Below are 23,915 nucleotides of genomic sequence, written 5' to 3' on the forward strand. Positions count from 1 at the left end.
AGCTATGCGTAGTACATTCAGAATACTATTCTACATCAATAAGAGCAAGACCAAAGCAGATGGCACAACGGCAATCCTTTGCCGTATCACCATAGACGGAGCGAGCGCGGTTATAACCACAGGCGAAAGCACTGCCCCAAACGATTGGAGCGTGAAGCGAAGGGCGACAAAGGAAAAGAAGACCAACCAACGCTTGCAAACCTTTCGGGAGAATGTAGAACAAGGCTATAACACCTTGCTCTACAAATATGGAGCAGTAAGTGCCGAGTTGCTGAAGAACTATTTGCAGTATGTCGGGCAAACTCCAACGACCCTGCTCGCTCTTAGTGCGGAAGAACTCAAAGCCCAACGAGAATGCAGTAGTGCGGGTACGTATAGAAACAATCGGTACGCTGATAGGTTGCTTAACTCTTTTGTGCGCAGTCGCAGTGAGCAGGATGTCCCCTTGTCGGCTCTTACGATTGAGTTCTTTGAGGATTATCGCTTCTATCTGAAGAGGGCGGGCTATGCGCCTGCAACGATAAATGGCCATCTCTGTTGGTTGAGTCGATTGATGTACCGAGCCGTCAGTCAGGGGACGATACGCTTCAATCCGTTTGAAGAGGTGAAGTATGAAGTCGTGGAGCGCAAACCTCGTTTTCTGAGTAAGGGCGATGTGTCAAAGCTCTTGGCATTCCCGTTTCAGGATAAAGGAGCAGAGCTAAGCCGAAGGATGTTTCTTTTCTCCGTCTTTACAGGCTTGGCATTTGTTGACTTACAGGGGCTACGAGCTTCGCAAATCGAGACGAACAGCGAGGGGAAGCGGTATATTCGCAAAGCACGCCAAAAGACAGAAGTCGAGAGCTTAATCCCACTGCATCCGATAGCGGAGCAGATACTCGCTCTTTACACAAAAGCGAAGAGCAGAGGAGACTACAAGATATTTCCCGATACAATGAGCGACTGGAAGCTACTCCGTCATCTCAAAGCCGTGGGGTTGGCTTGTGGCATCCGCACTCCGTTGACTTGGCACTGTGCAAGACACACGTTCGGCACGCTGACTTTGGAGGCTGGTATTCCGATAGAGAGCATCGCCAAGATGATGGGGCATTCGTCTATTGCCAGCACGCAAATCTACGCCCAAGTCACCGACCAAAAGATTGCAAAGGATATGGAGAGGTTGATGGAATGACTGATGGAAGATATAAACAGAAAGTGTGTGGTGTATATTCGGTTAAGAGAGGTATTGATGGGTATAATCTTTTTTCTTACTTTTGCCACTGAGATATCTGTGGAGTATTCTTCCTCAAATAAAAAGAGCAAGAGGAGGGGAGTTTACTCTACTTTACACAAATAAATCCTCTTGTTCAAACGAACAAATGGCACAGATGAGAAAAATGCTCGTATTGATTTGTTCAGTTGGTCTTGTTTTGCTTTCATCATGTAAGAATAGCAAAAACGAGCCAATTGTAACAGAAGAACCAACGTTAGAAGAAATTCATGCGAATGGGGCAAAAACGCTCAATGAGATTTTGCTGGAGTATGAAAAAAGCATACAAGGAGAAGGAGAGGTCTCAGAAGTACCTCAATCAAAAACACCCTTGCGAGGCTATAAACCTGTGCAAAGGACAACGTATTATGGATTTACGCGAGACCACTATCTGGCTGGAAAGCCACAGCTGTGTTATCTTAATGTAGATCTATATCGTGGATACTATCTTGTTGACATCCACTCCGTTGTTTTGGAAGTAAAAGCAAAACCTTTTACTGAGTACGAACAAGTAGAATCGCCTAAGTGTGGTTACATTCCAACTACCTATACAGATACTTCTCACACAATGCCTAATCGCTTTGATAATCCCACTAGAGGGTGTTTTAATGATGGTTATCAAGCAGGTGGTCGTCAATACTTCAGGACCTATTACATCAAAGTCGCTTACAGCATAAGTGGCGAACAGATAAATCGGACTCTTCCTGATTACCCCCAAAACTTTGAATGGAACGTTGCTTATAGAGAAGCAGAATAAAGGTCATTGACAAAAACTGTAGAATAGGGTGTGTCGAAAAGGACACGCCCTATTTTATAAAAGTCGCCCTTCTATTAACTGTTTAGTTGAAAGTAGCAACGAGCAAGCTTGCTAAACTCCCAAATTAATCGGATGATAGTTCTCACTCAGTATTCTGTTTATGTCTGAGAGCCGATAGAGGATTTTCCCTGCGATTTGGGTGTAAGGGATAATGTTTTTATCCCGATAGTCTTGCAGGGTGCGAGGGGAAAGGAACAGTCTCTCACAAACCTCCCTTCCTGTGAGATAGATTTCACCTTCAAAAAGAGGACGATGAGTTTGAGCTATGCTTCTCACTCGATTCGTCAAACCTTTAATGCCAGAGATGAGTTGTTTCATCTCTGGTGTTTCTTTATTGATCGTTTCGTACTCCATAGTCGTTAACCTTTACGAGTGTTAGAGTTAGCGAGGAGAGCTTCCACATCCTCACGCTTGTAATAGCATTTATGTCCGATTTGGATAAAGGGCAGCACAGACGAGTCCCGATAGTGCTGCAATGTTCGCTTACTGATGTTCAGTATTCGGCATACATCCCCATTGTGTAATAAGTCAGGGAATTGAGCTGGTGGCGCAAACTGTTCATTGAAACTCTTTGTCAGCTCCTCGATGCACTCTTTCAGTTCCTCCCAAGCGGAAGTGTCAATGGCTGTAAATCTCATTTTGTTGTTGTGTTATTTGCGTTGTTATTACTTTCTGACGCAAAAGTAAGCAGGCTCTTCCATTATTCCTCCAAGCGCAGAGACAGCGGGATATACGAGGAAATGTCAGGAAAAGTGGCTCTTGACCACTGTCTGATTGTCCATACTTTATTCCATTGCGTCACTAGTTCAAGCAATCACTTCAATCCATCGAAGTAAAGCAACGCACCCCATAGCAAACGACACACTTTTCGTTAGTGCTATTTGCACACTCATAGAGCCTCTTTTCCTCCATTTGGATTGTGAAAAGGGGCTTTTCGTTGTGTCGTGTCAGAGAAAAGCGATGCACTCAGAAGCAAGAAAACCGTCCTTGTGCTTCTTGCGAAAAAACTCTTCTAACTTGGCTTTAGCTCTCGAAAAGGAGCTAATCATCAAAACAATGTAATACAAAGCAATCCGCACAATGAAAATAGGAGAAAAGGATAGCCCCTCCAAAAACGACCAAATAGAAGCGTATCTTTCCGCTCAGTACCAGTTTCGGTACAACACTGTGTTGCACCGAGCCGAGTATCGTCTACGAGGAAAGGGCGATTACACCTCCGTAGACCGCTATCGTATCAATACCCTCAAGCGAGCCTTGGACAAGGAAGCCAACATACAGACCTCAACAGATAATCTGTACAGCATTATTGAGAGCGATTTCTCCCCACGTATCAATCCCGTGCAAGACTATTTCCGAGCCTTACCGCTGACGAAAGGTAATGCGGAAGCTATCACAGCTCTTGCCGACTGCGTGCAAGTAACCAATTCTGAGAAATGGGAGGAATACCTTACCAAGTGGCTCGTGGCTGTAGTAGCCAATGCTATGGACGACAAGCAGTGTCGCAATCACACCTGCCTTGTGCTGACAGGCGAGCAAGGCAAGTTCAAAACGACCTTCCTAGACCTGCTCTGCCCTCCAGCTCTATCCGACTACCGCTATACAGGCAAGATATATCCGCAGGAGAAAGATGTGCTGAGCCTTATCGGGCAAAACCTCCTCATCAACATTGACGACCAACTCAAAGCCCTCAACAAGCGAGATGAAAACGAACTGAAGAACCTTATAACCTGTCCGCAGGTGAAGTACCGTATGCCTTACGAGAAGCACATTGAGGAGCGACCCCACTTGGCAAGCTTCGTGGCTTCGGTCAATGGCAACGACTTCCTCACAGACCCTACAGGGAGCAGGCGTTTCCTCCCCTTTGAAGTCTCGGCAATAGATATAGACAGTGCTAAAGAGATCCCGATGGATGCTGTTTACGGTGACGCCAAGCGACTACTGCATGAAGGCTTTCGCTATTGGTTCAATGATGAAGAGATTATCGAACTGCATAGAAACAGTGAAGCATTTCAAGTCTATACGACAGAGATGGAGCTGTTGCTCCGCTACTTCACATTTCCCTCGGAAGCTGAGACGGCTACGAAACGCTTCTATATGACCAATTCGGAGATTGTAGGGTATCTCTCCTGCTATACCCGACAACCCCTCTCTCCCAAACGGATGGGCGAAGCCCTGCGAAAGGCAGGCTATACGAGGGAGTGTCGCAGGATAAATGGCAATCCCGTATATGTCTATGCCGTCCGTAAGATTTACCCCGAGCAACCACCATAGCACTCTGTTGTTGCACTCCCTTTGTAATACCCCTTTCTCTTTTCTTTCCTATTCTCCTTACTACGTTACTACAACTAAGGATAATACAGTGAAAGAGAAAGGATTACAGAAGACATTCATCTTACGACAGATGTTACTACAATCCTTCTACGCTTCTACAGCTTAATAGAGGACAAGTGGTGTAGACAGATGGTGTAGTAGGATAAACCCCGACAAAGTGTTACACTTTTCTCTTTCACTGTCAATCACTTATCCTAGTGTAGAAACGTAGTAAGATAAAAAGGGGAAAACTCCAAAAAGAGAAAATAGAGAGAACAGAACATGCAATGAGACAGCAAACAAAGAATACGAAGAACCCGTGAACAATGAATACGAACAATCCAAATCCAAAGACAACAGCAATGAACAACGAATATTACGATCTACAACATCTTAAGGCAATACCAATAGCCGACTATCTGCATACTACCTATGGTATCGAACCTGCCAAGCGGTACAACGGCTATGCCCTTTATCATGCACCCTACCGAGAAGACTTCAATGCTAGTATGAAGGTAGACTTTTGGGAGAACTTGTGGCACGACTATGGTACAGGTCAAGGCGGAAGCATCATAGACCTTGTGATGCGTATGCAAGGGTGTAGTGCTTATGAAGCAATGAAGCATCTTGCTGGAAAGCGAGAGACAGTAATTGCACCCTCTTCCTTTCATCGTGAAGATCACATAGAGCATAGAAGAGATGAGCAGAGAGCAAATAATAGAAGGCATATTCTTTCCATCAGCGATGAGTTGCCCTCACATCTGCAACGCTATCTTCGAGAGGTTCGCAAGATAGATCTTGCAGTGGCAAGTGGGTATCTCCGTCACATCCACTACGAGGTAGGTGGACGAGAATACTCCGCCATCGGATTTCCCAATCGTTCTGGTGGATATGAGCTTCGGGATGACAACGCATTCAAGGGAACTATTGCGCCAAAGGATATATCTGTGATTGCAGGACGAGAGGACAACGCCCCTCTCTGCATCTTTGAAGGCTTTATGGATTTCCTTTCCCTTCTTACGATAAATGGGAAAGAAACGGCTCCTTGCCTTGTATTGAACTCGGTCAGCAACATTTCACGAGCCATCGCCTATCTCCAAGAGCAAGACATTGACTCCGTTCGAGCGTTCCTCGATAATGACCCCGTAGGACGACAAGCACTCCTTACTATCCAATCATCAGGTGTGACGGTAGAGGATATGAGCAGGCACTATGCCCGATACAAAGACCTCAACGAGTTTCTTGTAGCACAACGAGAAGCGCAGAAACAGAAAATAGTCCCTCGCAAAAGGGGGCTTAGACGATAACGCAAAAGAGCGAAATTTCAACAACGGAACAATCGGGTATTCGAAGAGACTAGAGCTGTAAATCGTATAGATGTGAGCCTTTGTTTCAAGAGTTATGGCACTCCTTTGGAGTTGCAAGTTTGCTGGGGCAAACTTAGAAACAAAGACTCAGTGCATTAAGAGAATGCAAGCACTTCAAAGGCAGGCTGGGGAATAGGGCGGAGCGGGCATTTGGAGAAATGCCATAGCTCATTAGGGCATTTTCTTCACGCTCCACTTCGTTACTGCTAAAAAAGCCCTCCTGAGCCAAGGGGAAACAGCCCCTTTGGATACCCCCTAAAACTATATCCAACTTATGGGCTACGCAGTATTACACATAGACAAGGCTCGGGGCAACGACTCGGCAATGAGTGCCCACATCGAGCGAACATTCGTGCCGAACAATGTCGATGCCTCTCGCACGCACCTCAATCGAGACTTGGTGCAATTCCCCGCAAATGTCACCAACCGCACAGAAGCTATTGCACATCGCATAGCAACGGCTGGTATCTACCGAAAGGTTGCGGACAATCAAGTTAAAGCACTTCGTTTCATCCTCTCAGGATCACACGAAGATATGCTCCAACTTGAAAGCGATGGACGCTTAGAGGAGTGGTGCCATAGTACGATGCAGTGGCTTTATACCACCTTTGGCAAGGCAAACGTGGTGGCAGCCACACTTCATGCTGATGAAGAGACCCCGCACATACATGCGACAGTTGTCCCAATTGTCACGGGAGAAAGGAGAAAAGCCAAACAGGAAGCTGAGAATGGCAAGCGTAAGTACAAGACAAAGAAAAACAAGATAAGGCTCTGTGCTGATGATCTCCTTACACCCAAGAAGCTCGAGGAGTATCAAACCTCCTACGCAGAGCAAATGCGACCATTTGGGCTGAGTAGAGGGGTACAAGGATCTGAAGCCAAGCATCGTACTAATATGGAGTATTACAAAGAGCTCCTCAAAGAGACCAAGCAGAAACAACTTGAGGAGGAAGAACTAATTCAAAAGGTTAGAGAGTTGGAAAAGCAGGCAGGCAAGCTCCGAGTAAAAGGTACGCTCTACTCGCTCTTTGGCAACTCCGAACTTGACAAGGCGGAACAGCGCATCGAAGAGTTGGAGCAAGAAGTCGAACGGCAACAACATCTTTCGGAAAAGGAGAAAGCCGAAATCCGCAAGGAGGTCATTCTTCTTCAGGACACCATTAGAGATAAGGACAAGACTATCTCTGAACAACACCGAGAAATCAAGGTGTACGAGGAGGAGCGGAGTTTTATCAAACGCTTCTTCCACAGCTTCTACCTCTTACTCAACATTCGCTTGATGCTCCGCAAAATGGGCTTTGATGATGATACGGTGGTCAAGATGCACAAAGATCAAGAGATAGTCCGTGGTACGGCTACAGCATATTCAAGAATGTACAAACGAAACTTCACGGAGGAAAATGCGGAGCTACGCATTATAACCAACGAGAAGCGTCAGCCTATTCTTACCATTAATAGACTATCTGTTCCAGATTGGTGCGAACAGAAATGGAAACAGCTTGTCAATCGGAATCGCTCGCAACGACTGTAGAGATAAGACATCTCCTTCCCCTTTCATTGTAATGTTTGGACTCCGACTTAAACTTTTAAGAAGAAAATCACGTAAGAACGCTCACTTTCTCCCACGAATCACTACCTTTGCAAGTGATAATAGTGAGCGTTCTTTGGCTATCCAAAACGATGTACTTCAAAGCACTCCGCTCATTTCTAAATCGTTACCTATCCACATCCATCCAAACGGTAACCTCTTGCTTCTCAGCTAGATAGCCTGCAACCAAAAAAATGCGGAGGAATTTCAAAATCCCTAGGGAGGGATTTACAGGGCTGACGCATTATATATAGTTATTGCTGTCCAGTGAAAGCTTTTTGAGGGGGCATCGGGTAGATCGTTCTGCAGAAATGAGCTAACTATCAATACCACTTGGGTGAAACTAAAGTTTCCTAGGCATGAAACTAAAGTTTTCTAGGTATGAAACTAGAGTTTCCTAGGCATGAAACTAGAGTTTCCTACGAAGAAAACTGTAGATTGGTCGAAGTCGAGTAGTCGGACAGCAATACTATATAATGAATTCATCCAAGTCTAGCTTGTCGCTAATGTGTAGCTCCTAACGGAGCAATTATAATGCGTCAGCCCTGGAGGGATTTATCATTTCCAACGGTGGAAAATCTTTTATTTACTACCTTTGCACTGATGAATGATAGAGAGATAGAGGCTCCTGAGCAAGCCGAAGACAATAAGCGGACGCAGGACTTGCGGACGCAACCTATCCCTAAGCTACTGCTGCAGTATGCTATACCAGCCGTGGTGGGTACGGTCGTGCAGGCGCTGTATAATATCGTGGACACGATCTTCATCGGCCAGGGCAGTGGCGAGCTTGGCATCGCTGCGGTCTATATTGGGTTCCCCTTGATCATCCTACTCGTTGGCTTTAGCATGCTTGTGGGGACGGGTGCCTCTGTCGGTGTGTCGATCGCTCTAGGTAGGCGGGACTCGGATCGTGCGGATCGCATCCTGAGTAATGCTGTCTATCTGACTTTTGGCTTCTATATCTTGGCGGTCACGCCCTCGATCATCTTTCTAGAGGATCTATTGCGACTCATCGGAGCGAGCGACAATATCATCCCCTTGGCAAAGGACTACCTCCACATCTATCTGCCAGCCGTCATACTGAGCAACCTGACCTACGGGTACAACAATGTGATGCGTGCATCGGGCTACCCAACGAAAGCGATGATTACGATGATCATCGGAGCGGTGATCAATGTGGTGCTGGACTACTTCTTTATCATGCACTTCGGATGGGGTGTCAAGGGCGCAGCCTGGGCAACGGTGATTGCGATGTTCTGTACGATGGTTTTCGTGCAGTATCACTTCTTCCAGCGCAAGAGCGTGGTGCGCTTCAAGCGACAGAATATGAAGCCCTCGGGCTCAATCCTCCTTTCGATCATCAGTGTCGGTATAGCACCCTTTGCGATGCAGGTGGCGGGCAGTGCCGTGAGCTTTGTGCTCAACCATAATTTCGCACGCTTTGCTAAGTCGGTGGCTGAGGCGGATCTATCCATAGCGACCTACGGTATCATCAACAACTACACAACACTCATAGCACTCACTATCATCGGGGTAGCGCAGGGTATGCAACCTATCGTGGGGTACAACTACGGTGCGGGACATATTGAGCGCTCTCTGAGCTGCTACAAGCTGGCTGTCGGGGTCAATACGGTCATCTCTATACTAGGCTTTGCGGCTGCCATGCTACTACCGGAGCAACTCTTTATCCTCTTCAACGCATCGCCTGAGTTGATTGAGATAGGTCGGCGTGCGATACGTATAGTCTTCTGCGTCTTCTTTGTCGTGGGCTTTCAGATTACCACCTCACAGCTCTTCCAGAGTCTCGGGCTGAGCCGTCAGGCTATCTTCATCAGCTTGACACGGCAGATCATCTTCCTCCTACCAGCACTACTGATCCTCCCCCACTTCTACGGCATCGATGGCGTCTGGTATGCGATACCTCTGGGCGATCTCTTGGCGACGGTCGTCTCGGCTTCGATGATTATCTACTACTTCAAGAAGTGGACTAGCGAGCAACCTTCACCCTTAGCGTAAGACCTCCTAATATGCACGTACTCCTCTACACGCTCTTCATACAACTCATAGGTATCCTCTACCTCGTGTGGCGTGGAGGGCAGGCAATGCCTCGTGGCTGGTGGCGACGGTCGCTGCGTGGGGTGCTACTAGCCGACTTGCTCTTCGTCCTTGTGGTGGTTTTGCTGCGTCATCAGCTTTCGTCAGCGCTACTTACCTTTAGCATCGTCTTCGTCTGCTCGTGGGCTTTCGTACTCCTATATATCGTACCCCTAGTGCTCCTGATCAATGGCGGACGACTGCTCTACAAGCGCATCACGGGACAAACGGTTCGCTCACGGCTAGGCGACAGGGGATACCAGCGAGCTAAGTGGGTTCTCTTCTTCGCTACGGTAGCGATCTCGGCAATCCTCATGATGTATGGCTACCAGCAGGCTGCGACACCGCACATAGTGGAGCATAAAGTGGAGCTAACCAAGCCACTCGGCGCTGATCGGGAACATCTGCGGGTGCTCTTCGTGTCAGACCTTCACTTTAGCGAAACGATCGGACGACCCTTTGCGGAGCGATTGGTGGAGCTTTACAAAAAGACCGCGCCTGACCTGATGCTCGTGGGTGGGGATATCTTTGACTACTACCCCGACCCTGCTTATCTAGACAGCATCCCAGAGATTATGCAGCAGATCACACCGCCACTGGGCTGCTACTACGTACTGGGCAATCATGAGTATCGCTCCGACATGGCGAAGAAGAAGGCCTGGATCAAGCTCGTCGGGGGAACGCTCCTCGTGGATTCTATCGCAACGCCTGGCGGAGTAGTGACACTCATCGGACGGGATGACTATACGCAGCGTGGGCGGGCTACGCTCTCTGAATTAATTGGTCAGATACCGCAGGAGAGCCAGCAACTGCCACGTATCCTCTTCGAGCATCAGCCGAGACAGCTAGACAGCCTCGCAAGCAACGGCATTGACTTGGCACTCTATGGACATACACACGATGGACAAATCTTCCCCTTCACCCTACTGGTGCGTGCTTACTATCCGATAGCGCACGGATTCACTGAGCGATACGGTACGCCTGTCTACGTCTCTAGTGGATATGGCGCTGCGGGGCCAGCGATGAGACTCTTTACCAATAGTGAGGTGGTGGTCTTCGATTTGTACAGCACTAGCAAGCAATAAAGCCTTGACACAGCAGATCATACTACTGACCAATACGGGCTCTCCACGGACAGCTGACGAGGAGGATGTACGGAGATACCTACAGGAGTTTCTCACTGATGGGGACATCATCTCTGTACCCTATCTGATGCGACAGCTACTGGTACGTGGCATCATCGTGCCTCGTCGCACGCACTTCTCATCAGAGCGGTATCGTCGCCTCTTGGCGCTCTCCGATGGGGTCATGCCTCTGACCGCAGAGATGCAGCGACTCGCAGAGCAAGTCGCTCAGCTGACGCAACTCCCAACGCTCTACACACCACGCTATGCGCAGACAAGCCGTGCTCAGTGGGGCGAGCGTATTGCCCAGCTTGTCGGGACGGACGATGTGGAGGTGCTACTGCTCCCGCTTTTCCCTCAGTACACGAGGAGTAATGCGGGGAGCGCCATCACCTATTTCTCGGACCTGCCTAAGCCTACTGGAGGGCATTACAAGACCTCTGTGCTGACTCCTTGGGGTATCGACCCGCACTACATCCAGCAACTGTCCGAAGTGCTCCAAAGGCATGTGGATACGAGCGACAGTACCTACCACTACATCGCCTCCTATCATAGTATCCCCGAGGCGCATCTGAAGTACGACCAGACGCATGGCTGGGACTACCACGCTCAGTGTGTCGATACGCTACAAGCTTTGACCCATAGACTAGGCGTGCCTGAGGAGCAGGTTCATCTGACCTTTCACTCAGCTATGGGACATGGACGCTGGCTACAGCCGACGCTCGTCAATGTACTGCAAGAATTCGCAGCGCAGGGGGTACGTCGCATCGTACTCTTTAGCCCTAGCTTTGTCGCAGATTGCCTAGAGACGAAGTTGGATCTGCAGCTGGAGGCTCGTGATCTATTCCTCGCAGCCGGTGGCGAAGAGCTTATCTACGTGCCCTGTCTCTCCACCCACCCCGATAGCGGGGCGCTCATCGCTAGCTTAGTCGAGCGGGTACAACGGCAACGCTAGCCCCACTGTTGCGTAAACCAAGAAGGGTGCAAACTAGACTTCTCTCTAGCTTGCACCCTTTTGCTTAGTTGAGACTGCCGTCTCAGTCTGGAGGGCTTAGAACTTCATCGTCATACCCATATAGACCGTGCGAGGCTGCATAGGTCCATAGATATAGCCACTATCACGTCCGCCACCTAGGTCAAAGTCATTTTGGAATGAGTTGAGTAGGTTGTTAGCTCCGAGGAAGAGCTGCAGAGATGAAGAGGTGAAGATGTCGAAGTCGTAAGAGATACGAGCACCTAGATCGAAGAACGAAGGAGTCTTCTCGATGCGTCCCCACTTAGGAGCAGCACCGCTCTTGTCCTCAGCACCAGCCTCACGCTTACCAGCAGCGACAAGGTCGCGGTCTAGGACTGCGCTCTCAGCACCATACTCGATAACGTGCGGAGCAAACATAGAGCCCGTATAGTTGCACGTAGCGGTTAGGTTAAGCGTAGAGACAGGGTTGTAGGTTAGCGTTAGGTAGCCGTAAGTCATAGGCGTCCTCATGAAGTTGCGGCTCTTGAGCTCAAAGCTAACGAAGTTGCCGTCGCCATCGGTAAGGAAGCCGTCAGCCTTCTCTGGGCCATTGTTTTCAAGCGTATTGATATCGCTAGGAGCCTTCTCGTTTTCACCCTTGATGAGCGAACGCTCTACGCCTGTGCTCTCTGCCTCATCCCAGAGGCTCTTGGCAATGGTAAAGCCAGCCTGTACGGTAAAGCGCTTGTAAGCAACCTTACCCTCGATATTGGCACCATAGACCGAAGCGTCTGAAGCGTTGTAGCGCTCAAAGAGCGTAAAGCCCTCACGCTCCTCTATAGGACGTGTGTTGAAAGCGCCCTGTAGACGTGTGAAGAAGCCCTCGAGGAGAAGGTTAGCCTGCATAGCTCCGTGAGAGAAGTACATATCGTTGCTCAGGTTGAAGCTGTGGCTGTACTCAGGCTTGAGGCCCTTTACGTTTACTACCTTCTGCGCCTCACCCGATACGACACCGACGTGTAGATCCTCGTCGAAGGTCTGAGGAGCGCGGAAGCCCTGTGCGTAGGAAGCACGGAGGTTCATCCAGGTGAATGGATTGTAGCGTAGCGTAGCACGAGGAGTGAAGATAGGCTTGATAGCACCCTTGTCAGTTCTAATTGCTGAGTGCTCATCGAGACGACCACCGAGGAGGAGGGTAAAGACTTTGTTCGTCCACTCAATCTGAGCGATCTGGCTTAGGTTGTGGATACGTTGATCTAGACCAGGAGCGCGAGAAGTGCCGTCAGGTAGCTTCTGATACTTGAGGATAGGCATCTCATCGTTGAGGTGGTCGTATAGATACTCAGCACCGACGAGGATATTGCCTGGCATGAAGAAGAGGCGATCCGTCTTGTAGGTGTACTGAGCACCGCCCATAGCTACATTGCCGTGGGTCAGACCGTAGTTGTCACCGTAAGCTTCCTTAGGAGTAGCGTGCTTGTCGTCAGCTACATTCTCCTCATCAATACCACCGTAGTAGCTGTTGCGGACGATACGCTGACCAGAGGCGTAGAGCTGGAAGTTGTGCTTGTAGTCTGCTGTGTGAGCATCGTAGCGTAGATTACCGCTTAGGATCGAGTGACCGACACTCTCAGCAACGGCGACCACGTGCTCAGGACGCTCGAAGTGGTCACCACCACGACGCTTCTCCTGGATGGAGTGGATCTCAGCGGTGATCTTGTTGTAGGGGTTGATGCGGAAGAAGAGATGCGTACCGAGTGCACGGCTCTCTAGCTGTCCTATCTCGGAGAAGCCATCGCCATTGGCATCCCAACCCGTACGTGTACGATGCTGTCCGAAGATCATCGCGCCCATCTCGCGGTCAGGGCTGAGGATAGTACCGTTGAAAGCAATCGTATTGTCTGGCTTCTTGCCACCGATGAGTGAGAAGTTTTCGCTCAGTGAGAAGCTATTGGTCGTAGGCTCCTTGGTAATTACGTTGACCACACCAGCGATAGCTGATGAACCGTAGAGTGCTGAACCACCGCCACGGACGACCTCTACGCGGTCAATCATATTAGCGGGGAGCTGCTCTAGACCATATACACCAGCTAGTGCGGAGAAGACGGGACGGCTATCGATCAAGATCTGCGAGTAGCGACCGTCGAGACCGTTGATACGAACCTGGTTGAAGCCACAGTTCTGGCAGTCATTCTCAACACGGATACCAGGCTTGAAGGAGAGACCACCAGCGAGGTTGACCGCATTGTTGAGCTGGAAGCTCTTGCTGTCGATCACCGATACCAGTGTAGGAGCGTAGCGACGTAGCGTGCGCTGACGGTTTGCTGTGACAACCACCTCCTCAAGCTGGGTGTCATCAAGAACCGCATCAAAGTTGACCTCTAGCGTCTCCCCTTTCTTGAGGGTGACTTCTTTGACCTGAGTCAGATAGCCATCAGCGAGCATCGTCAGCGTGAGCTTGCCAGGCTTCTGATTGCGGAAGGAGTAGTGTCCCGAAGCGTCGGTCGTAACCGAGACATTGTACTGCTGGATGATGATGGTAGCACCAGCGATGTGCTTTCCCGTCGAGGCATCCACCACGTGACCCGTGATGTGCGCATCCGCATGGGTTGATACGATAGGCAGTGTGCGCTCAGCTGTGAGAGCTGCAGGCGCAGCCACCGCCATAGAGAGCGAGCAGAGAGTCGCAAGGAGTGCGCTCATCGCCCTGATTGGTAGTTTACTGTACTGCATAGATTATGATTATTAGGATGATATACTAGTCTTTTAATTGAGGTACAAAGATAAGACAACTAACAAGAGCTAAAGCCATTTAACAATAAAATTACCGCCTACTGGGTATAATCCGATCAAGAGGCGTACCTACATAGAGGGAGTTGGGAAGAGTTCTCCAAATTCACAGTGAGGAACTCTCCGAAACAAGTAGGCTCGTAATCGAAAGGCTTTGCGGAAGCGTCTGCTTATTCAGCTATACCCTCTTCTTGGAGTGTGACCCCGTAGATCTCCCCTGCGGCAGCAACAAACGAAGGCATATCGCCTTGCCGTAGCTGTACCGTGAGGTGGTACTGAGAAGTGTAGTCCTGAGCGACGATCTCGGCGCCATGGTTCTTGACCAAGAGCATGACAGGTCCCATCAGATCCATCTGAAAGCTGAGCGTCACGCTACTATATAGGATGACCTCTCGGACTGTTGCCTTGTCTAGAACCAACTCAGTCGTAGAGCGATAAGCATCTATCAGACCGCTGGTGCCGAGCTTAACCCCGCCGAAGTAGCGGACGGCAGCCACAGCGACGTTGGTTAGATCATGAGAGATCAAGCGTCCTAGGATAGGCTTGCCAGCAGTGCCTGAGGGTTCCCCGTCATCGTTGGAGCGAGTCTCGTTCGCTTCGTCGCCATAGATAGAGTAAGCCCAGCAGACATGGGTCGCACTGTAATGCTCCTTGCGAAGCTCTGAAATACGCTCCAAAGCTTCCTCGGCACTAGAGACTGGATAGCAGTAGCCGATGAAGCGACTACGCTGTATGTTTTGCTCGGCAATGGCTGGCGACTGGATCGTGTGGTAAAAGTCTTTCATCGCTAAGGCCTCCTCGTATTAGTTGAAGTTGGGTTGCTGCGAATAGTCGCTCTCCAGTATGTTGACGTCCCCACTCTTGTGGTACTGCACGCCATCAGCCCCTTCGGCGGTGATGACGTAGTAGTAGACCCCGCTCGGCACAGGTTTGCCTCGGCAAGTGCCGTCCCAGCCTCCATTGGGGTTGCTCCAGCTGTAGATGAGTCCGCCCCAAGCGTCGTAAATGTGCGCTTCGAAGGATATGAGCGACTGATGAACCACCTGAAAGAGGTCATTGACGCCAGGACTGCTAAAGGGGGTAAAAACGTTGGGCACCTCAAGCCTAGAGCTTTGCACTGTCACAACTACGGGCTGAGAGGTGGCTGTGCAACTAGCCGTGCGGTCGCTCACTGAGCCGTAGAGCGTGTAGGTACCCATCTTGTCAAAGGTGTACTGAGCTTGGCGCCCGTTGAACTGCATTACCACAGGAGCGTCCTTAGAGATGGTGGCTCCCTCGGCAATGATGATTTGGTAAAGCACCGCAGCTGGCTCATTAGCGACCAAATCTATCTCCACTGTAGCGGGAGCGGAGAGACTAGAGGGGAGCTGTCCCGCATTGCTTGCAGTCGAGTCGGCAGCCTGCGACTGACCAGAGCTAACCAGCCGATAGCGAGCATGCAACTCAACGCGATGAGCCTGTAGCACGGGGCTCTCTATGGGCAAGCCGTACTGCTCTGCCACGCCCTTGGTAAAGCGGTCCCCAATGATGGCAAAAGAGGTGTCGCTCAGCGGAGCTATCAAGTGCCACGCCCCACCATTGGTCTCGGGGAGTAGCTCCTCCTTTTGCTCTGCGGTGAAGGCGTGTGTCTCCTCTTTGTAGACGATGTCTTGGTAGCGCACGACTAACCCACGGTCCGCCTGCATGGAGGCGCCTTGTAGCGTGCGGTAAGATATGGGCGGTAGCGGTCGAGAGAGTGTGAGCGTCACCTGCTGGCAAGGCTCCGCAGCATCGTAGTCTGCTGTCAGAGCGAGGTCTCGTAGAGAGACACGACTGTAGTCAAAGATCCAATAGTAAACTCGTGTCATCATAATCTGACTAGGCTGAGCGGTGAAGTAACCGCACTCCAGCTGAGCATTTGGCACGGTGACTGTCGTCCCTGCGTACTGAGCCGTAGCCACAGGTTGCGCCTCCTGTATTGAGGTCGTGTAGCTGTAGAGCTTCTCTCCCGCAGCTATGGGAAAGGTCAAGGTAACTGCGCCACTCCCCTCTCCCGAAGCTGGATGATAAGCCACGAGTCGTACCTGCTGCCCTGTGGGCGTGTAGGGCTGGCTCAGTTTGCCCGGACTAGCTGATAAACTAGCAGATAGACTAGCAGGGACGCTCTGCGCCGAGATCGTCACGGCAGAGCTTATGAGTATGAGGAGTGACAGGATCAGGCTTCTAGTCTTCATGTGGCGTGCTACTATATATAATGTATCCAAGGGACCTGCTACTTGCGTCCACAGATTGTCTTGTAGTCGCAGTACTTACAGACGTCCAGTACTTTCGTTTGGTCAAACTTTAGGGCTACCAGTTCGTTTAAGTAATGTGTGACAAGCTTCTTAAGTTCGTCCAGAGCTACTGTTTCCTTAAAGCTTATCGCCCCTTCATCTGCTGGGATAGCGGGAGCCAGCGAATAGAGCGTAGGCTGTATCTTGCTAATCCCCTCCTCCGCTAGCTGCGCATAGAGCATCGCGTAGAGACAGGACTGTAGTATGTAGCCTCCCAGCTTACAGTTGCTCGCCATCTTACGCCAAGCGTCAAGCGTATCTGTGTCTAGCTCCTCCACTGTCTTAGGCTTTTTGATAGCTCCTGTCTTGTAGTCCACGATGCGATAGTCTTTTCCATCGATTATATCCACTCGGTCGGGCTGACCCGTGAGGTGTATCGTATGATTCTGACCATTATCATCCGTCCACTCGAAGCAGAGGTTTGTCATCTTCGTCTCGCTAGCGAGCAGTTGGAGCGAATGACCAGCTTGGAGCAAGCGCTTGTCTATCTCTATAGCCTTGCTAATGTACCGCTCCAGGTCTGTCAGGAGGATTTCGTCGGGGGCACTCTTGTCAGAGACGATCTTTTTATAGAGCTCTTGCAGCTTATCGCGGCTCACCGTGTGCTCCAGATCCGAGACTTCGCTCGTCTTTTTCAGCCCTTTGTAAAACCACTCTAGATAAGCGTGTACCATGGAGCCAAGCTCGATCTGCGTTACGACACCTGGCTCTTGGCGTGGCTCGCCGATACCTTTTATCTTCTTGAGGTAAAACTGGTAAGCGCAATTGTAGTAGGTGATCAAGTCAGAGGGAGAGAAAGTCTTATCGCCCGAAGCTATCTGCTCCATGTAGCGATGCACCTCCTCGTCAGTTTTAGCGACAGTCTGCTCCTGCTCATTCCTAGCATCTAGCGAGTCCGCATAAGTGGATTCATCTAGCGACAAGTTCGTCAGGTAGCGTATTTGGTCCACATAGCGCGAAGGCTCCATCGAGGAGATACTCTTAGGACGTGTGTCTTGGAGTAGATAAACCCGCTTAGCACCCTGTATGAGGCGGTAGAAGTGGTAAGCATTGGTATCGTCCTCCGTACGGTAAGTGGTCATATCGAAGGCGCTCCGTAGCATATCGGGTATGAGCGTCGTGGTATGGCTTGACTTAGGCAGATCGCCCTCCTGCACGTTGAGCATGATCACATAGTCAAAGGTAAGCGTACGTGTCTCCAAGAAACCCATCACCTGCAAGCCCTCCAGCGGAGCTCCCTCGAAGGGAATACTCCCCACAGCCATCAGTTGCTCCAAGAGATAAGCAACAGGTTTCGGAGCGTTTAGTAAATGATGTATGCCCTCGCTTGACTGTAGCAGATTGGACACCTGCGTGACGTAGCGGACGATTTGGTCTAGAGCTTCCGATAGGATTACGTGATCTATTGATTCGTCATCGTCTGTCGCTTCCTCTGTCTCTTCGTCTGTCGCTGTCGTCAACCCTTTGAGCAGTTCTAGCAGCTGACCTATACGAGTGAGTAGCCCTACCCCCGTGAGACTGGGCGTGAGCAGATCTAGTAGACGCTGTCGCACCGCCTCATCTGCATCTCCGGCAACCTCCTCTATGATCGTGCGAAGCTCTGACGCTGTGATGGCATAGTGGTGCAGAGCGATCCGATCCATCAGCGCAGTCGTAAGGTCGCCAAAGAGCTTTCGTGTCAAGGGGGCAGTCAGCCAAAGCTTCAAGCGCGAACAGGTGAGCTTGACACGCTCCACCCTTGTCTCCGACGAGGATACGAGACCATATATATTAAGGTATCGGCGTATCCACGTCGCCACAGAGGTGTACTGGAGAGGATAGCCCATCGTCACGTTGAGCGAGGTGCAGGCAGGCTGCTTGAGCGAGTTCATCAGCGGGATGAGCGTCTTCTCATCGTTGAGCACGATAGCTATGCGTAGCTCCTCGAGCGCTGTGTCATCTTCCTGAGTAATCTCAGCGATGAGGTCGTTGACCACTTGTGGCTGTTGAATGGTTGAGTTGAGCGAGAGTAGGTGTACCTCTGGCGCATACTTACGGGTGAAGTCTTCGTCTAGAACGACTCCTCCGAGGAGCTTAGCGTTTTTATCTATTGTATTGTAGAGATGCTCATTAAAGTCTCCCTCAGCGTCTATTGAGACCCTCTGCCAGTAGAGCTGCACCTGTAGCGCATCGGCATCAGCGCTTTGGAGCTTCTTGATGATTGCTCGCTCTGCGGGTGTTAGGTTGTACAGCCCGACGAAGTTGACGAGACTAACTGCCGAACCGCTGTAACGCCGTAGCGCTCTGAGCAGATCATCACTTGTAAAGGTATCCTCCGCCACGATCCTATAAGCGCCTGCTCGGTAAGCGACCTTAAGATCGGCTAAACGCACATTAAATAGCTGGTAAATGTCTCGCCATACCGTGGCAAAGTGGCGATATCCTCCCTGTGGACTATCCAAGTCCTGGTCTGAGAGTCCGCGCCAAAACTCTTTGATAGCCTCTCGCTCCTCTTCGTCTAGATAGGCGTAGCTGTCTAGGTCATCTAGATTCTCTAGGTTGATCAGGAGCATCTCCACATCTGCCAAGGCTAGATCCATATCCTGGAAGTCTCGCAGCATGCGCTCTGTCTGGCTTAGGGAGAGCATCTGATCTGTCTCCACCTGCCCCAGCTTCTGATTGGCTAGATAGGTAGCATAGACCTCATAGAGTATCGAGATGAGTGCCGTATTGTCTAGGATAACCCGCCCAGACATCTCTGTGATCCACTCATCGATGGTGACAATACGAGGCAAGATGGTCGCAGGCTTATCCTGTAGCTGTGCCACCAGCTCTCGCTGTAGGAAGGTCGCTGCACGCTTCGTCGGCACCACCACCAACTGATCCCTCAGCGGGGCCTCACTAGAGCGCATTCGACTGACGACCTGCGAGAGAAAGCTATCATTAGAAGCCATAGACACCCAAGACTAAAAGGTTATTGCAAATGTGTAGCCCTACCGATGACCAGAGCGAGCCTGTAGCCCAGCGCAGGTAACCCAGCAAGAGAGCCAGGAAGAAGATCGGCAGCATCCCCACGGGGTTGAGGTGCATCACGGCAAAGAGAAGCGCAGGCAGAAGGATGACGATCCATCGGGGAAAGCGCCTTAGCATCATCCACCCCATGAGCGCCCCGCGAAAGAAGAGTTCCTCGGCAATTGGGGTCAGCACCCCTACGGTGAGAAAGAGCACCCATAAGTTCTCACCCTCTATGAGCGTAGCTTGCGCCTCCTGAGATGCCTTGCTCCAGTTGCGTAGCCAAGTGCCGCCCCACCCCTCTGGCCAGACGGAGACAAGCGCTTCGTTGCCCCACGAAAGGAGCAAGTAGATACCTATTGCGAGGATTGTGTAGAGGAAGAAGCGGGGTAGCTTTACCCCCTTCCAAAATACCTTCAGCGGTTCGAGTGAGAGGGCTAGCAGTTCGCTAGGTTCTTGCGGAGCGGGCTGATGGTACAGCCATCGGTAGCCCCATAGATACGTCCATGAGGACAGGAGCGCTCCCCCGCCAAAAGCTACGATACCCGCCCACGTAATCGGTAGCAGTGGATAGGCTAGCACAAAGAGGATTAGGGTGAAGAGGAGCAGTAAGACCAGCATCAGAGCACTCTAAAGTAATAGCCCAGCCCCATCGTGACACCCAGCTCGCCAGCACGGCCATAGTCATCGCGCACCGTCGTAGCAAAGAGGTCGCTCAGACCGTAGTAGAAGTGTCCGCTCAGCGTGATCCTATGCTTCTCAGCTATGTCTAGGCTCAAGATGGGTCCGCCCTTGAGTCCCCACGAGAACTTGCTAAAGAGCGGATAGACATGCCGTCTCTTCACGACAGCTCTCGTCTCCTCGCTCGGCGTAGGGCTGCTCACGTCTCGTATGATGTAGCCCACGTTTGGTCCCACCTCTAGCCCCAGTTGAAAGTTGCCAAAGGGGTAGTAAAGATGCGCCATCAGCGTCAAGTCAATGAAGTCCATATCTCTCGCAAAGTTGTAGGCGATCGGCTTCATATACTCCTCTCGCCAGCCACGCTGCTCGTAGGAGAGGCGCATCGTCATGCCCGTATAGTTCTGATTGGTCAGTAGCACCGCCACATAACCCATCGCCCCTAGATGAGGAAGCATCTCCACACGTGGCACTATGTCTAGCATCGAGCCACTCACACCTCCTCCGCCACCTATACGCACCTCCAGAGGCTTAAGCTGCGAGCGCTGAGCCTGCAGTGGTATGACTGAGGTGAGGAGCAAGAGGAGCAGTCCGCTCCACCATTTCTTAGGACTTCGCATAGTGCTTACTTACTCTGCTAGGGGGATCTGCTGACGCTGCTCCCCACGTGGACTATAGGTGATGAAGAAGAGGTTCAAGTTCGTATAGCCGCCTCTCCCAGAGCTGCGCCCCGTGATGGCTGGTGCAAAGAGGAAGCCTGACTGCAAGCCATCCTTTGGCAGCTGATGCTGGAACTGCTGGAAGCCACGTCCATAGGACGATATAGCTGCGATAAAGTAGCGCACCACGTCATATCCCAGTAGTGCATAGCTCGGATAGCCCTCCTCTATATCACGTCCGTACCAATGCTTGTACGCCTCTCGGACTCGCTGGCTCTCGGAAAGCTCCTTGTCCCAGTAAAAGGTGGAGAAGATCGTGGCTCGCACCTCTCGCAGGCGCTCATCTATCTCCTTGCCGTAAGTCTGCCACTGCGGATATCCGAAGAGCTGGTAGTCACTCGTCGAGAGTCGCGCATCACGCATTACGTCTAGTACAGCCGTAAGATCCGCCTTCTTGCTAGAGTTGAGTAGGATCACACACTTCTTACCGCTCTGACGAGGCCACTGCCCTATCGTTAGCTCTCGCAGAGAGCGACTCTGCACGGAAATGCCAGCCTCACGACAAGCACTCTCGATCGCCTTAAACTTATCCGCCTGATCACCCTCGCCACAGCGCACGAGTAGCACTTCGTAGCCCGCATAGCGACGAGCAAAGGCTTGCTGCAATCGCTCCGTGACACGATACTGTGCGGGATTGAGCTGGAAGAAGTGGTCGTACAACTGCCCCTTGCCACTCTGCCATACGAAGGGCGAGAGATAGACCGCCTTCTGCTCCTTAGCACGCTGAGACAGTAGCTCCACGCTCTGCTCTGAGTCTCCGCCGATGATTAGGTCGTACTGCTGACCCTCTTTGGCCTTGAGGAGTTGCTCCAGCGCTGAGCGATTGACAGCCGCATCAACCTGCAGATCAATGCTTATGCCCTGGCGCTGCAACCGCTCAATAGCGAGGAGCGCCCCCTCGTAAAAGTGTAGATAGCGACTAGGCTGACCACTCTCTCGTAGGGGTAGTATCAGAGCCACTCGGACCTGCTCTAGCTGCGTACCGCTTAGCGGGGTGGGCTCCTTCTTAAGCTTAGCCCCAGAGGCTACTACGATCCGCTCCCCTACTGCGATCTGCGCATCATGCTTCTGCGGATTGAGCTCGAGGAGCTGACCCATTGTCAAGCCGTACTTACGACTAATGCCGAAGAGCGTCTCGCCTGACTGCACCACGTGAATGCCAGGCTCCGCAGGAGCAACGGTCGATGCCTCAACATAGATCGTGTCAGGCTTGCGCTGGGGGATCAAGAGCGTCTGCCCCTCACGGATACCCCACTGACTGCCTTCGTTAAGCCGGTAGATCTCCTCTTCGGAGACTCCGTAGCGCTTGGAGATAGCGTAGACCGTCTCCAACTTCTTGACCACATGCCGTAGAGGTGCCTGTGACATGAGCGTTGTCGTGACTAGGAGCAGGCTCACGCAGAGCAAGAGAATACGCTGTAATATCTGTTTCATCGGTTTATCTCTCTTTTTACTTAGACAAAGGTAGCATAAATAGCACTCTTGGTCAACCGTTTTCCACAAGAGATTTTAGTTTCATACCGAGGAAAATGGATTTTCCTACCGATGAAAATGGATTTTCATGCGTATGAAACTCTAGTTTCATGCGGGAGAAACTTTAGTTTCATACGGGAGAAACTCCAGTTTCACCTAGGAGAAACTTTTGTGCCAAGGGGGGGGTGAAACTTTAGTTTCACCCTGTTGGAACCAATATCTTCTCGCCCTAAGGCAATAAAAAGTCCCCGTAGCAGGACTACGAGGACTCACAGATGTTCGTTTGACGAGAGGGCTATCGGGAGAGCTGCTCGGAGGCTAAAGCGGTCGCCACGTCGTGGTAGTGCAGCAGAGCGTCGAGCGTCGGGGCGGCGTCATAGGGGATGGCCGTCATAATAGGCTCGATGAGTCGCGCTATCTCGGTGAAGCCAATACGCTCATCGAGGAAGGCGCGCACAGCGACCTCGTTGGCCGCATTGAGCAAGCAGGGGATATTGCCACCCTGTCTGAAGGCTTCGAAGGCGAGACCTAAGCAGGGGAAGTGGGCTGCGTCTGGCTCCTCAAAATGAAGCGTGGTGCCGACAAACGGCTGACGCGCTATGGGCAGTGGCTCACGCACACCACCATGGAGCGCTAGGCTGATCGGGAGACGCATGTCGGGGACGGCTAGCTGCGCCTTGACCGAGCCATCGGCAAACTGCACCATCGAGTGCACGACGCTCTCGGGGTGTATCAAGATAGAGATCTGATCTGCTGAGACGGCAAAGAGGTGGCACGCCTCCATCATCTCAAAGCCTTTGTTCATCATTGTCGCCGAGTCGATCGTCACCTTAGCACCCATTGACCAGCGTGGGTGATGGAGGGCGTCAGCGACGGTGACCTGGCTTAGCTCGTCGAGAGGCATTTGCCAGAAGGGTCCTCCACTTGCCGTGAGCCAGATACGCTCTAGCGGGGTCTCCTCGCCTATCAAGCATTGGTAGATGGCTGAGTGCTCGGAGTCCACGGGGAGGATGCGCACACCGTGCTCCTGTGCAGAGCTCATGATGAGTTGACCAGCCACTACGAGGGTCTCCTTATTGGCCAAAGCAATCTCATGCCCGCTCTCGATAGCGAGGAGTGTGGGGCGCAAGCCCGCAAAGCCGACGAGGGCGGAGAGCATGACGTCGTAGTCGCTATGCTGCGCCAGTTCGCAGAGCCCCTCGGCGCCAACGAGTACGGTGCAAGTTAGCCTTTTGAGGAGGGGGGCTTGCTCTGTAGCAGCTTTTTCGTCAGCTACGACCACGACGGCCGGATGGTATTTCTCCGCTTGCTCTACGAGGAGAGGCACGTTGCGATGAGTGGTGAGGGCATAGACGGTGAGTAGCTCGGGGTGAAAGGAGATGACCTCCAGTGCCTGGGTGCCGATACTGCCTGTCGAGCCAAAGAGTGCGATGCGTCGCATAGTGTGT

Annotated in this window: 18 protein-coding genes; 8 read left to right on the forward strand and 10 right to left on the reverse strand. The window is 51.3% G+C overall.

The window, feature by feature from the left end; genetic code table 11:
• The first annotated feature begins 4 nt into the window (after window positions 1–4).
• Both PORUE0001_RS09150 and PORUE0001_RS09155 read left to right on the forward strand, forming a co-directional pair.
• Window positions 5–1,171, forward strand: a complete 1,167-nt coding sequence (locus PORUE0001_RS09150; RefSeq protein WP_007366170.1) for a site-specific integrase — start codon at window positions 5–7, stop codon at window positions 1,169–1,171.
• A gap of 187 nt (window positions 1,172–1,358) precedes the next feature.
• Window positions 1,359–2,006 carry a hypothetical protein gene (locus tag PORUE0001_RS09155; RefSeq protein ID WP_039865855.1) on the forward strand — a complete coding sequence of 216 codons (648 nt, stop codon included), beginning with the start codon at window positions 1,359–1,361 and terminating at the stop codon, window positions 2,004–2,006.
• 111 nt (window positions 2,007–2,117) lie between these two features.
• Here the strand turns inward: PORUE0001_RS09155 and PORUE0001_RS09160 are convergent, their stop codons facing one another.
• Together PORUE0001_RS09160 and PORUE0001_RS09165 are read right to left on the reverse strand one after the other, a co-directional pair.
• The gene (locus PORUE0001_RS09160) at window positions 2,118–2,420 is read right to left on the reverse strand and encodes a helix-turn-helix domain-containing protein (RefSeq protein WP_039865856.1); all 303 of its coding nucleotides are present in this window, start codon (window positions 2,418–2,420) and stop codon (window positions 2,118–2,120) included.
• Window positions 2,421–2,425: 5 nt separating this feature from the next.
• Window positions 2,426–2,704 (reverse strand): helix-turn-helix domain-containing protein, encoded by a 279-nt coding sequence (locus tag PORUE0001_RS09165; RefSeq protein ID WP_039865857.1) that lies wholly within the window; start codon window positions 2,702–2,704, stop codon window positions 2,426–2,428.
• Window positions 2,705–3,146: 442 nt separating this feature from the next.
• On the opposite strand from PORUE0001_RS09165, the gene PORUE0001_RS09170 reads away from it, so the two are divergent.
• From PORUE0001_RS09170 to hemH, 6 genes are all read left to right on the forward strand, one after another.
• Window positions 3,147–4,337, forward strand: a complete 1,191-nt coding sequence (locus PORUE0001_RS09170; RefSeq protein ID WP_007366172.1) for a VapE domain-containing protein — start codon at window positions 3,147–3,149, stop codon at window positions 4,335–4,337.
• A gap of 401 nt (window positions 4,338–4,738) precedes the next feature.
• Window positions 4,739–5,683: a toprim domain-containing protein gene (locus PORUE0001_RS09175; protein WP_007366175.1), complete on the forward strand. Its 945-nt coding sequence runs from the start codon at window positions 4,739–4,741 to the stop codon at window positions 5,681–5,683.
• A gap of 334 nt (window positions 5,684–6,017) precedes the next feature.
• A complete protein-coding gene (mobV, locus tag PORUE0001_RS09180; RefSeq protein ID WP_007366142.1) occupies window positions 6,018–7,274 on the forward strand; it encodes a MobV family relaxase in 1,257 nt (418 codons plus the stop codon).
• Between the two features lie 660 nt (window positions 7,275–7,934).
• Window positions 7,935–9,347: an MATE family efflux transporter gene (locus PORUE0001_RS09185; RefSeq protein WP_007366162.1), complete on the forward strand. Its 1,413-nt coding sequence runs from the start codon at window positions 7,935–7,937 to the stop codon at window positions 9,345–9,347.
• Window positions 9,348–9,358: 11 nt separating this feature from the next.
• Window positions 9,359–10,510: a metallophosphoesterase gene (locus tag PORUE0001_RS09190; RefSeq protein ID WP_007366174.1), complete on the forward strand. Its 1,152-nt coding sequence runs from the start codon at window positions 9,359–9,361 to the stop codon at window positions 10,508–10,510.
• A gap of 4 nt (window positions 10,511–10,514) precedes the next feature.
• Entirely contained in the window at window positions 10,515–11,504 is a 990-nt protein-coding gene (gene hemH, locus PORUE0001_RS09195) for a ferrochelatase (RefSeq protein WP_007366182.1), read from the forward strand.
• A gap of 96 nt (window positions 11,505–11,600) precedes the next feature.
• Here the strand turns inward: hemH and PORUE0001_RS09200 are convergent, their stop codons facing one another.
• From PORUE0001_RS09200 to dxr, 8 genes are all read right to left on the reverse strand, one after another.
• Window positions 11,601–14,237, reverse strand: coding sequence for a TonB-dependent receptor (locus PORUE0001_RS09200; protein WP_039865858.1), 2,637 nt, complete (start codon window positions 14,235–14,237; stop codon window positions 11,601–11,603).
• 227 nt (window positions 14,238–14,464) lie between these two features.
• Window positions 14,465–15,079 carry an IMPACT family protein gene (locus tag PORUE0001_RS09205; protein ID WP_007366178.1) on the reverse strand — a complete coding sequence of 205 codons (615 nt, stop codon included), beginning with the start codon at window positions 15,077–15,079 and terminating at the stop codon, window positions 14,465–14,467.
• Window positions 15,080–15,097: 18 nt separating this feature from the next.
• Window positions 15,098–16,507: a T9SS C-terminal target domain-containing protein gene (locus tag PORUE0001_RS09210; RefSeq protein ID WP_007366169.1), complete on the reverse strand. Its 1,410-nt coding sequence runs from the start codon at window positions 16,505–16,507 to the stop codon at window positions 15,098–15,100.
• A 38-nt stretch (window positions 16,508–16,545) separates the two neighbouring features.
• Entirely contained in the window at window positions 16,546–19,539 is a 2,994-nt protein-coding gene (locus PORUE0001_RS09215) for a PD-(D/E)XK nuclease family protein (RefSeq protein WP_039865860.1), read from the reverse strand.
• The gene (locus PORUE0001_RS09220; RefSeq protein ID WP_007366158.1) at window positions 19,529–20,218 is read right to left on the reverse strand and encodes a CPBP family intramembrane glutamic endopeptidase; all 690 of its coding nucleotides are present in this window, start codon (window positions 20,216–20,218) and stop codon (window positions 19,529–19,531) included. The genes PORUE0001_RS09215 and PORUE0001_RS09220 overlap by 11 nt, the downstream gene beginning before the upstream one ends.
• Window positions 20,218–20,895: a porin family protein gene (locus tag PORUE0001_RS09225; protein WP_007366166.1), complete on the reverse strand. Its 678-nt coding sequence runs from the start codon at window positions 20,893–20,895 to the stop codon at window positions 20,218–20,220. Before PORUE0001_RS09225 ends, PORUE0001_RS09220 begins: the two co-directional genes overlap by 1 nt.
• 9 nt (window positions 20,896–20,904) lie before the next feature.
• Window positions 20,905–22,428, reverse strand: coding sequence for a LysM peptidoglycan-binding domain-containing protein (locus PORUE0001_RS09230; RefSeq protein ID WP_007366149.1), 1,524 nt, complete (start codon window positions 22,426–22,428; stop codon window positions 20,905–20,907).
• 334 nt (window positions 22,429–22,762) lie between these two features.
• Window positions 22,763–23,908 (reverse strand): 1-deoxy-D-xylulose-5-phosphate reductoisomerase, encoded by a 1,146-nt coding sequence (gene dxr, locus PORUE0001_RS09235; RefSeq protein WP_007366160.1) that lies wholly within the window; start codon window positions 23,906–23,908, stop codon window positions 22,763–22,765.
• Between the last annotated feature and the right edge of the window lie 7 nt (window positions 23,909–23,915).

The organism is Porphyromonas uenonis 60-3, assembly GCF_000174775.1.
In the GTDB taxonomy this organism is placed as follows: domain Bacteria; phylum Bacteroidota; class Bacteroidia; order Bacteroidales; family Porphyromonadaceae; genus Porphyromonas; species Porphyromonas uenonis_A.

Excerpts from the sequence above, each read along its gene's own strand:
- PORUE0001_RS09210 (WP_007366169.1), bottom strand. The coding sequence starts at position 16,507 with ATGAAGACTAGAAGCCTGATCCTGTCACTCCTCATACTCATAAGCTCT.
- PORUE0001_RS09215 (WP_039865860.1), bottom strand. The coding sequence starts at position 19,539 with ATGGCTTCTAATGATAGCTTTCTCTCGCAGGTCGTCAGTCGAATGCGC.
- PORUE0001_RS09190 (WP_007366174.1), top strand. The coding sequence starts at position 9,359 with ATGCACGTACTCCTCTACACGCTCTTCATACAACTCATAGGTATCCTC.
- PORUE0001_RS09185 (WP_007366162.1), top strand. The coding sequence starts at position 7,935 with ATGAATGATAGAGAGATAGAGGCTCCTGAGCAAGCCGAAGACAATAAG.
- PORUE0001_RS09165 (WP_039865857.1), bottom strand. The coding sequence starts at position 2,704 with ATGAGATTTACAGCCATTGACACTTCCGCTTGGGAGGAACTGAAAGAG.
- PORUE0001_RS09200 (WP_039865858.1), bottom strand. The coding sequence starts at position 14,237 with ATGCAGTACAGTAAACTACCAATCAGGGCGATGAGCGCACTCCTTGCG.
- PORUE0001_RS09160 (WP_039865856.1), bottom strand. The coding sequence starts at position 2,420 with ATGGAGTACGAAACGATCAATAAAGAAACACCAGAGATGAAACAACTC.
- PORUE0001_RS09225 (WP_007366166.1), bottom strand. The coding sequence starts at position 20,895 with ATGCGAAGTCCTAAGAAATGGTGGAGCGGACTGCTCCTCTTGCTCCTC.
- PORUE0001_RS09150 (WP_007366170.1), top strand. The coding sequence starts at position 5 with ATGCGTAGTACATTCAGAATACTATTCTACATCAATAAGAGCAAGACC.
- PORUE0001_RS09175 (WP_007366175.1), top strand. The coding sequence starts at position 4,739 with ATGAACAACGAATATTACGATCTACAACATCTTAAGGCAATACCAATA.
- PORUE0001_RS09170 (WP_007366172.1), top strand. The coding sequence starts at position 3,147 with ATGAAAATAGGAGAAAAGGATAGCCCCTCCAAAAACGACCAAATAGAA.
- PORUE0001_RS09155 (WP_039865855.1), top strand. The coding sequence starts at position 1,359 with ATGGCACAGATGAGAAAAATGCTCGTATTGATTTGTTCAGTTGGTCTT.
- dxr (WP_007366160.1), bottom strand. The coding sequence starts at position 23,908 with ATGCGACGCATCGCACTCTTTGGCTCGACAGGCAGTATCGGCACCCAG.
- PORUE0001_RS09205 (WP_007366178.1), bottom strand. The coding sequence starts at position 15,079 with ATGAAAGACTTTTACCACACGATCCAGTCGCCAGCCATTGCCGAGCAA.
- mobV (WP_007366142.1), top strand. The coding sequence starts at position 6,018 with ATGGGCTACGCAGTATTACACATAGACAAGGCTCGGGGCAACGACTCG.
- PORUE0001_RS09220 (WP_007366158.1), bottom strand. The coding sequence starts at position 20,218 with ATGCTGGTCTTACTGCTCCTCTTCACCCTAATCCTCTTTGTGCTAGCC.
- PORUE0001_RS09230 (WP_007366149.1), bottom strand. The coding sequence starts at position 22,428 with ATGAAACAGATATTACAGCGTATTCTCTTGCTCTGCGTGAGCCTGCTC.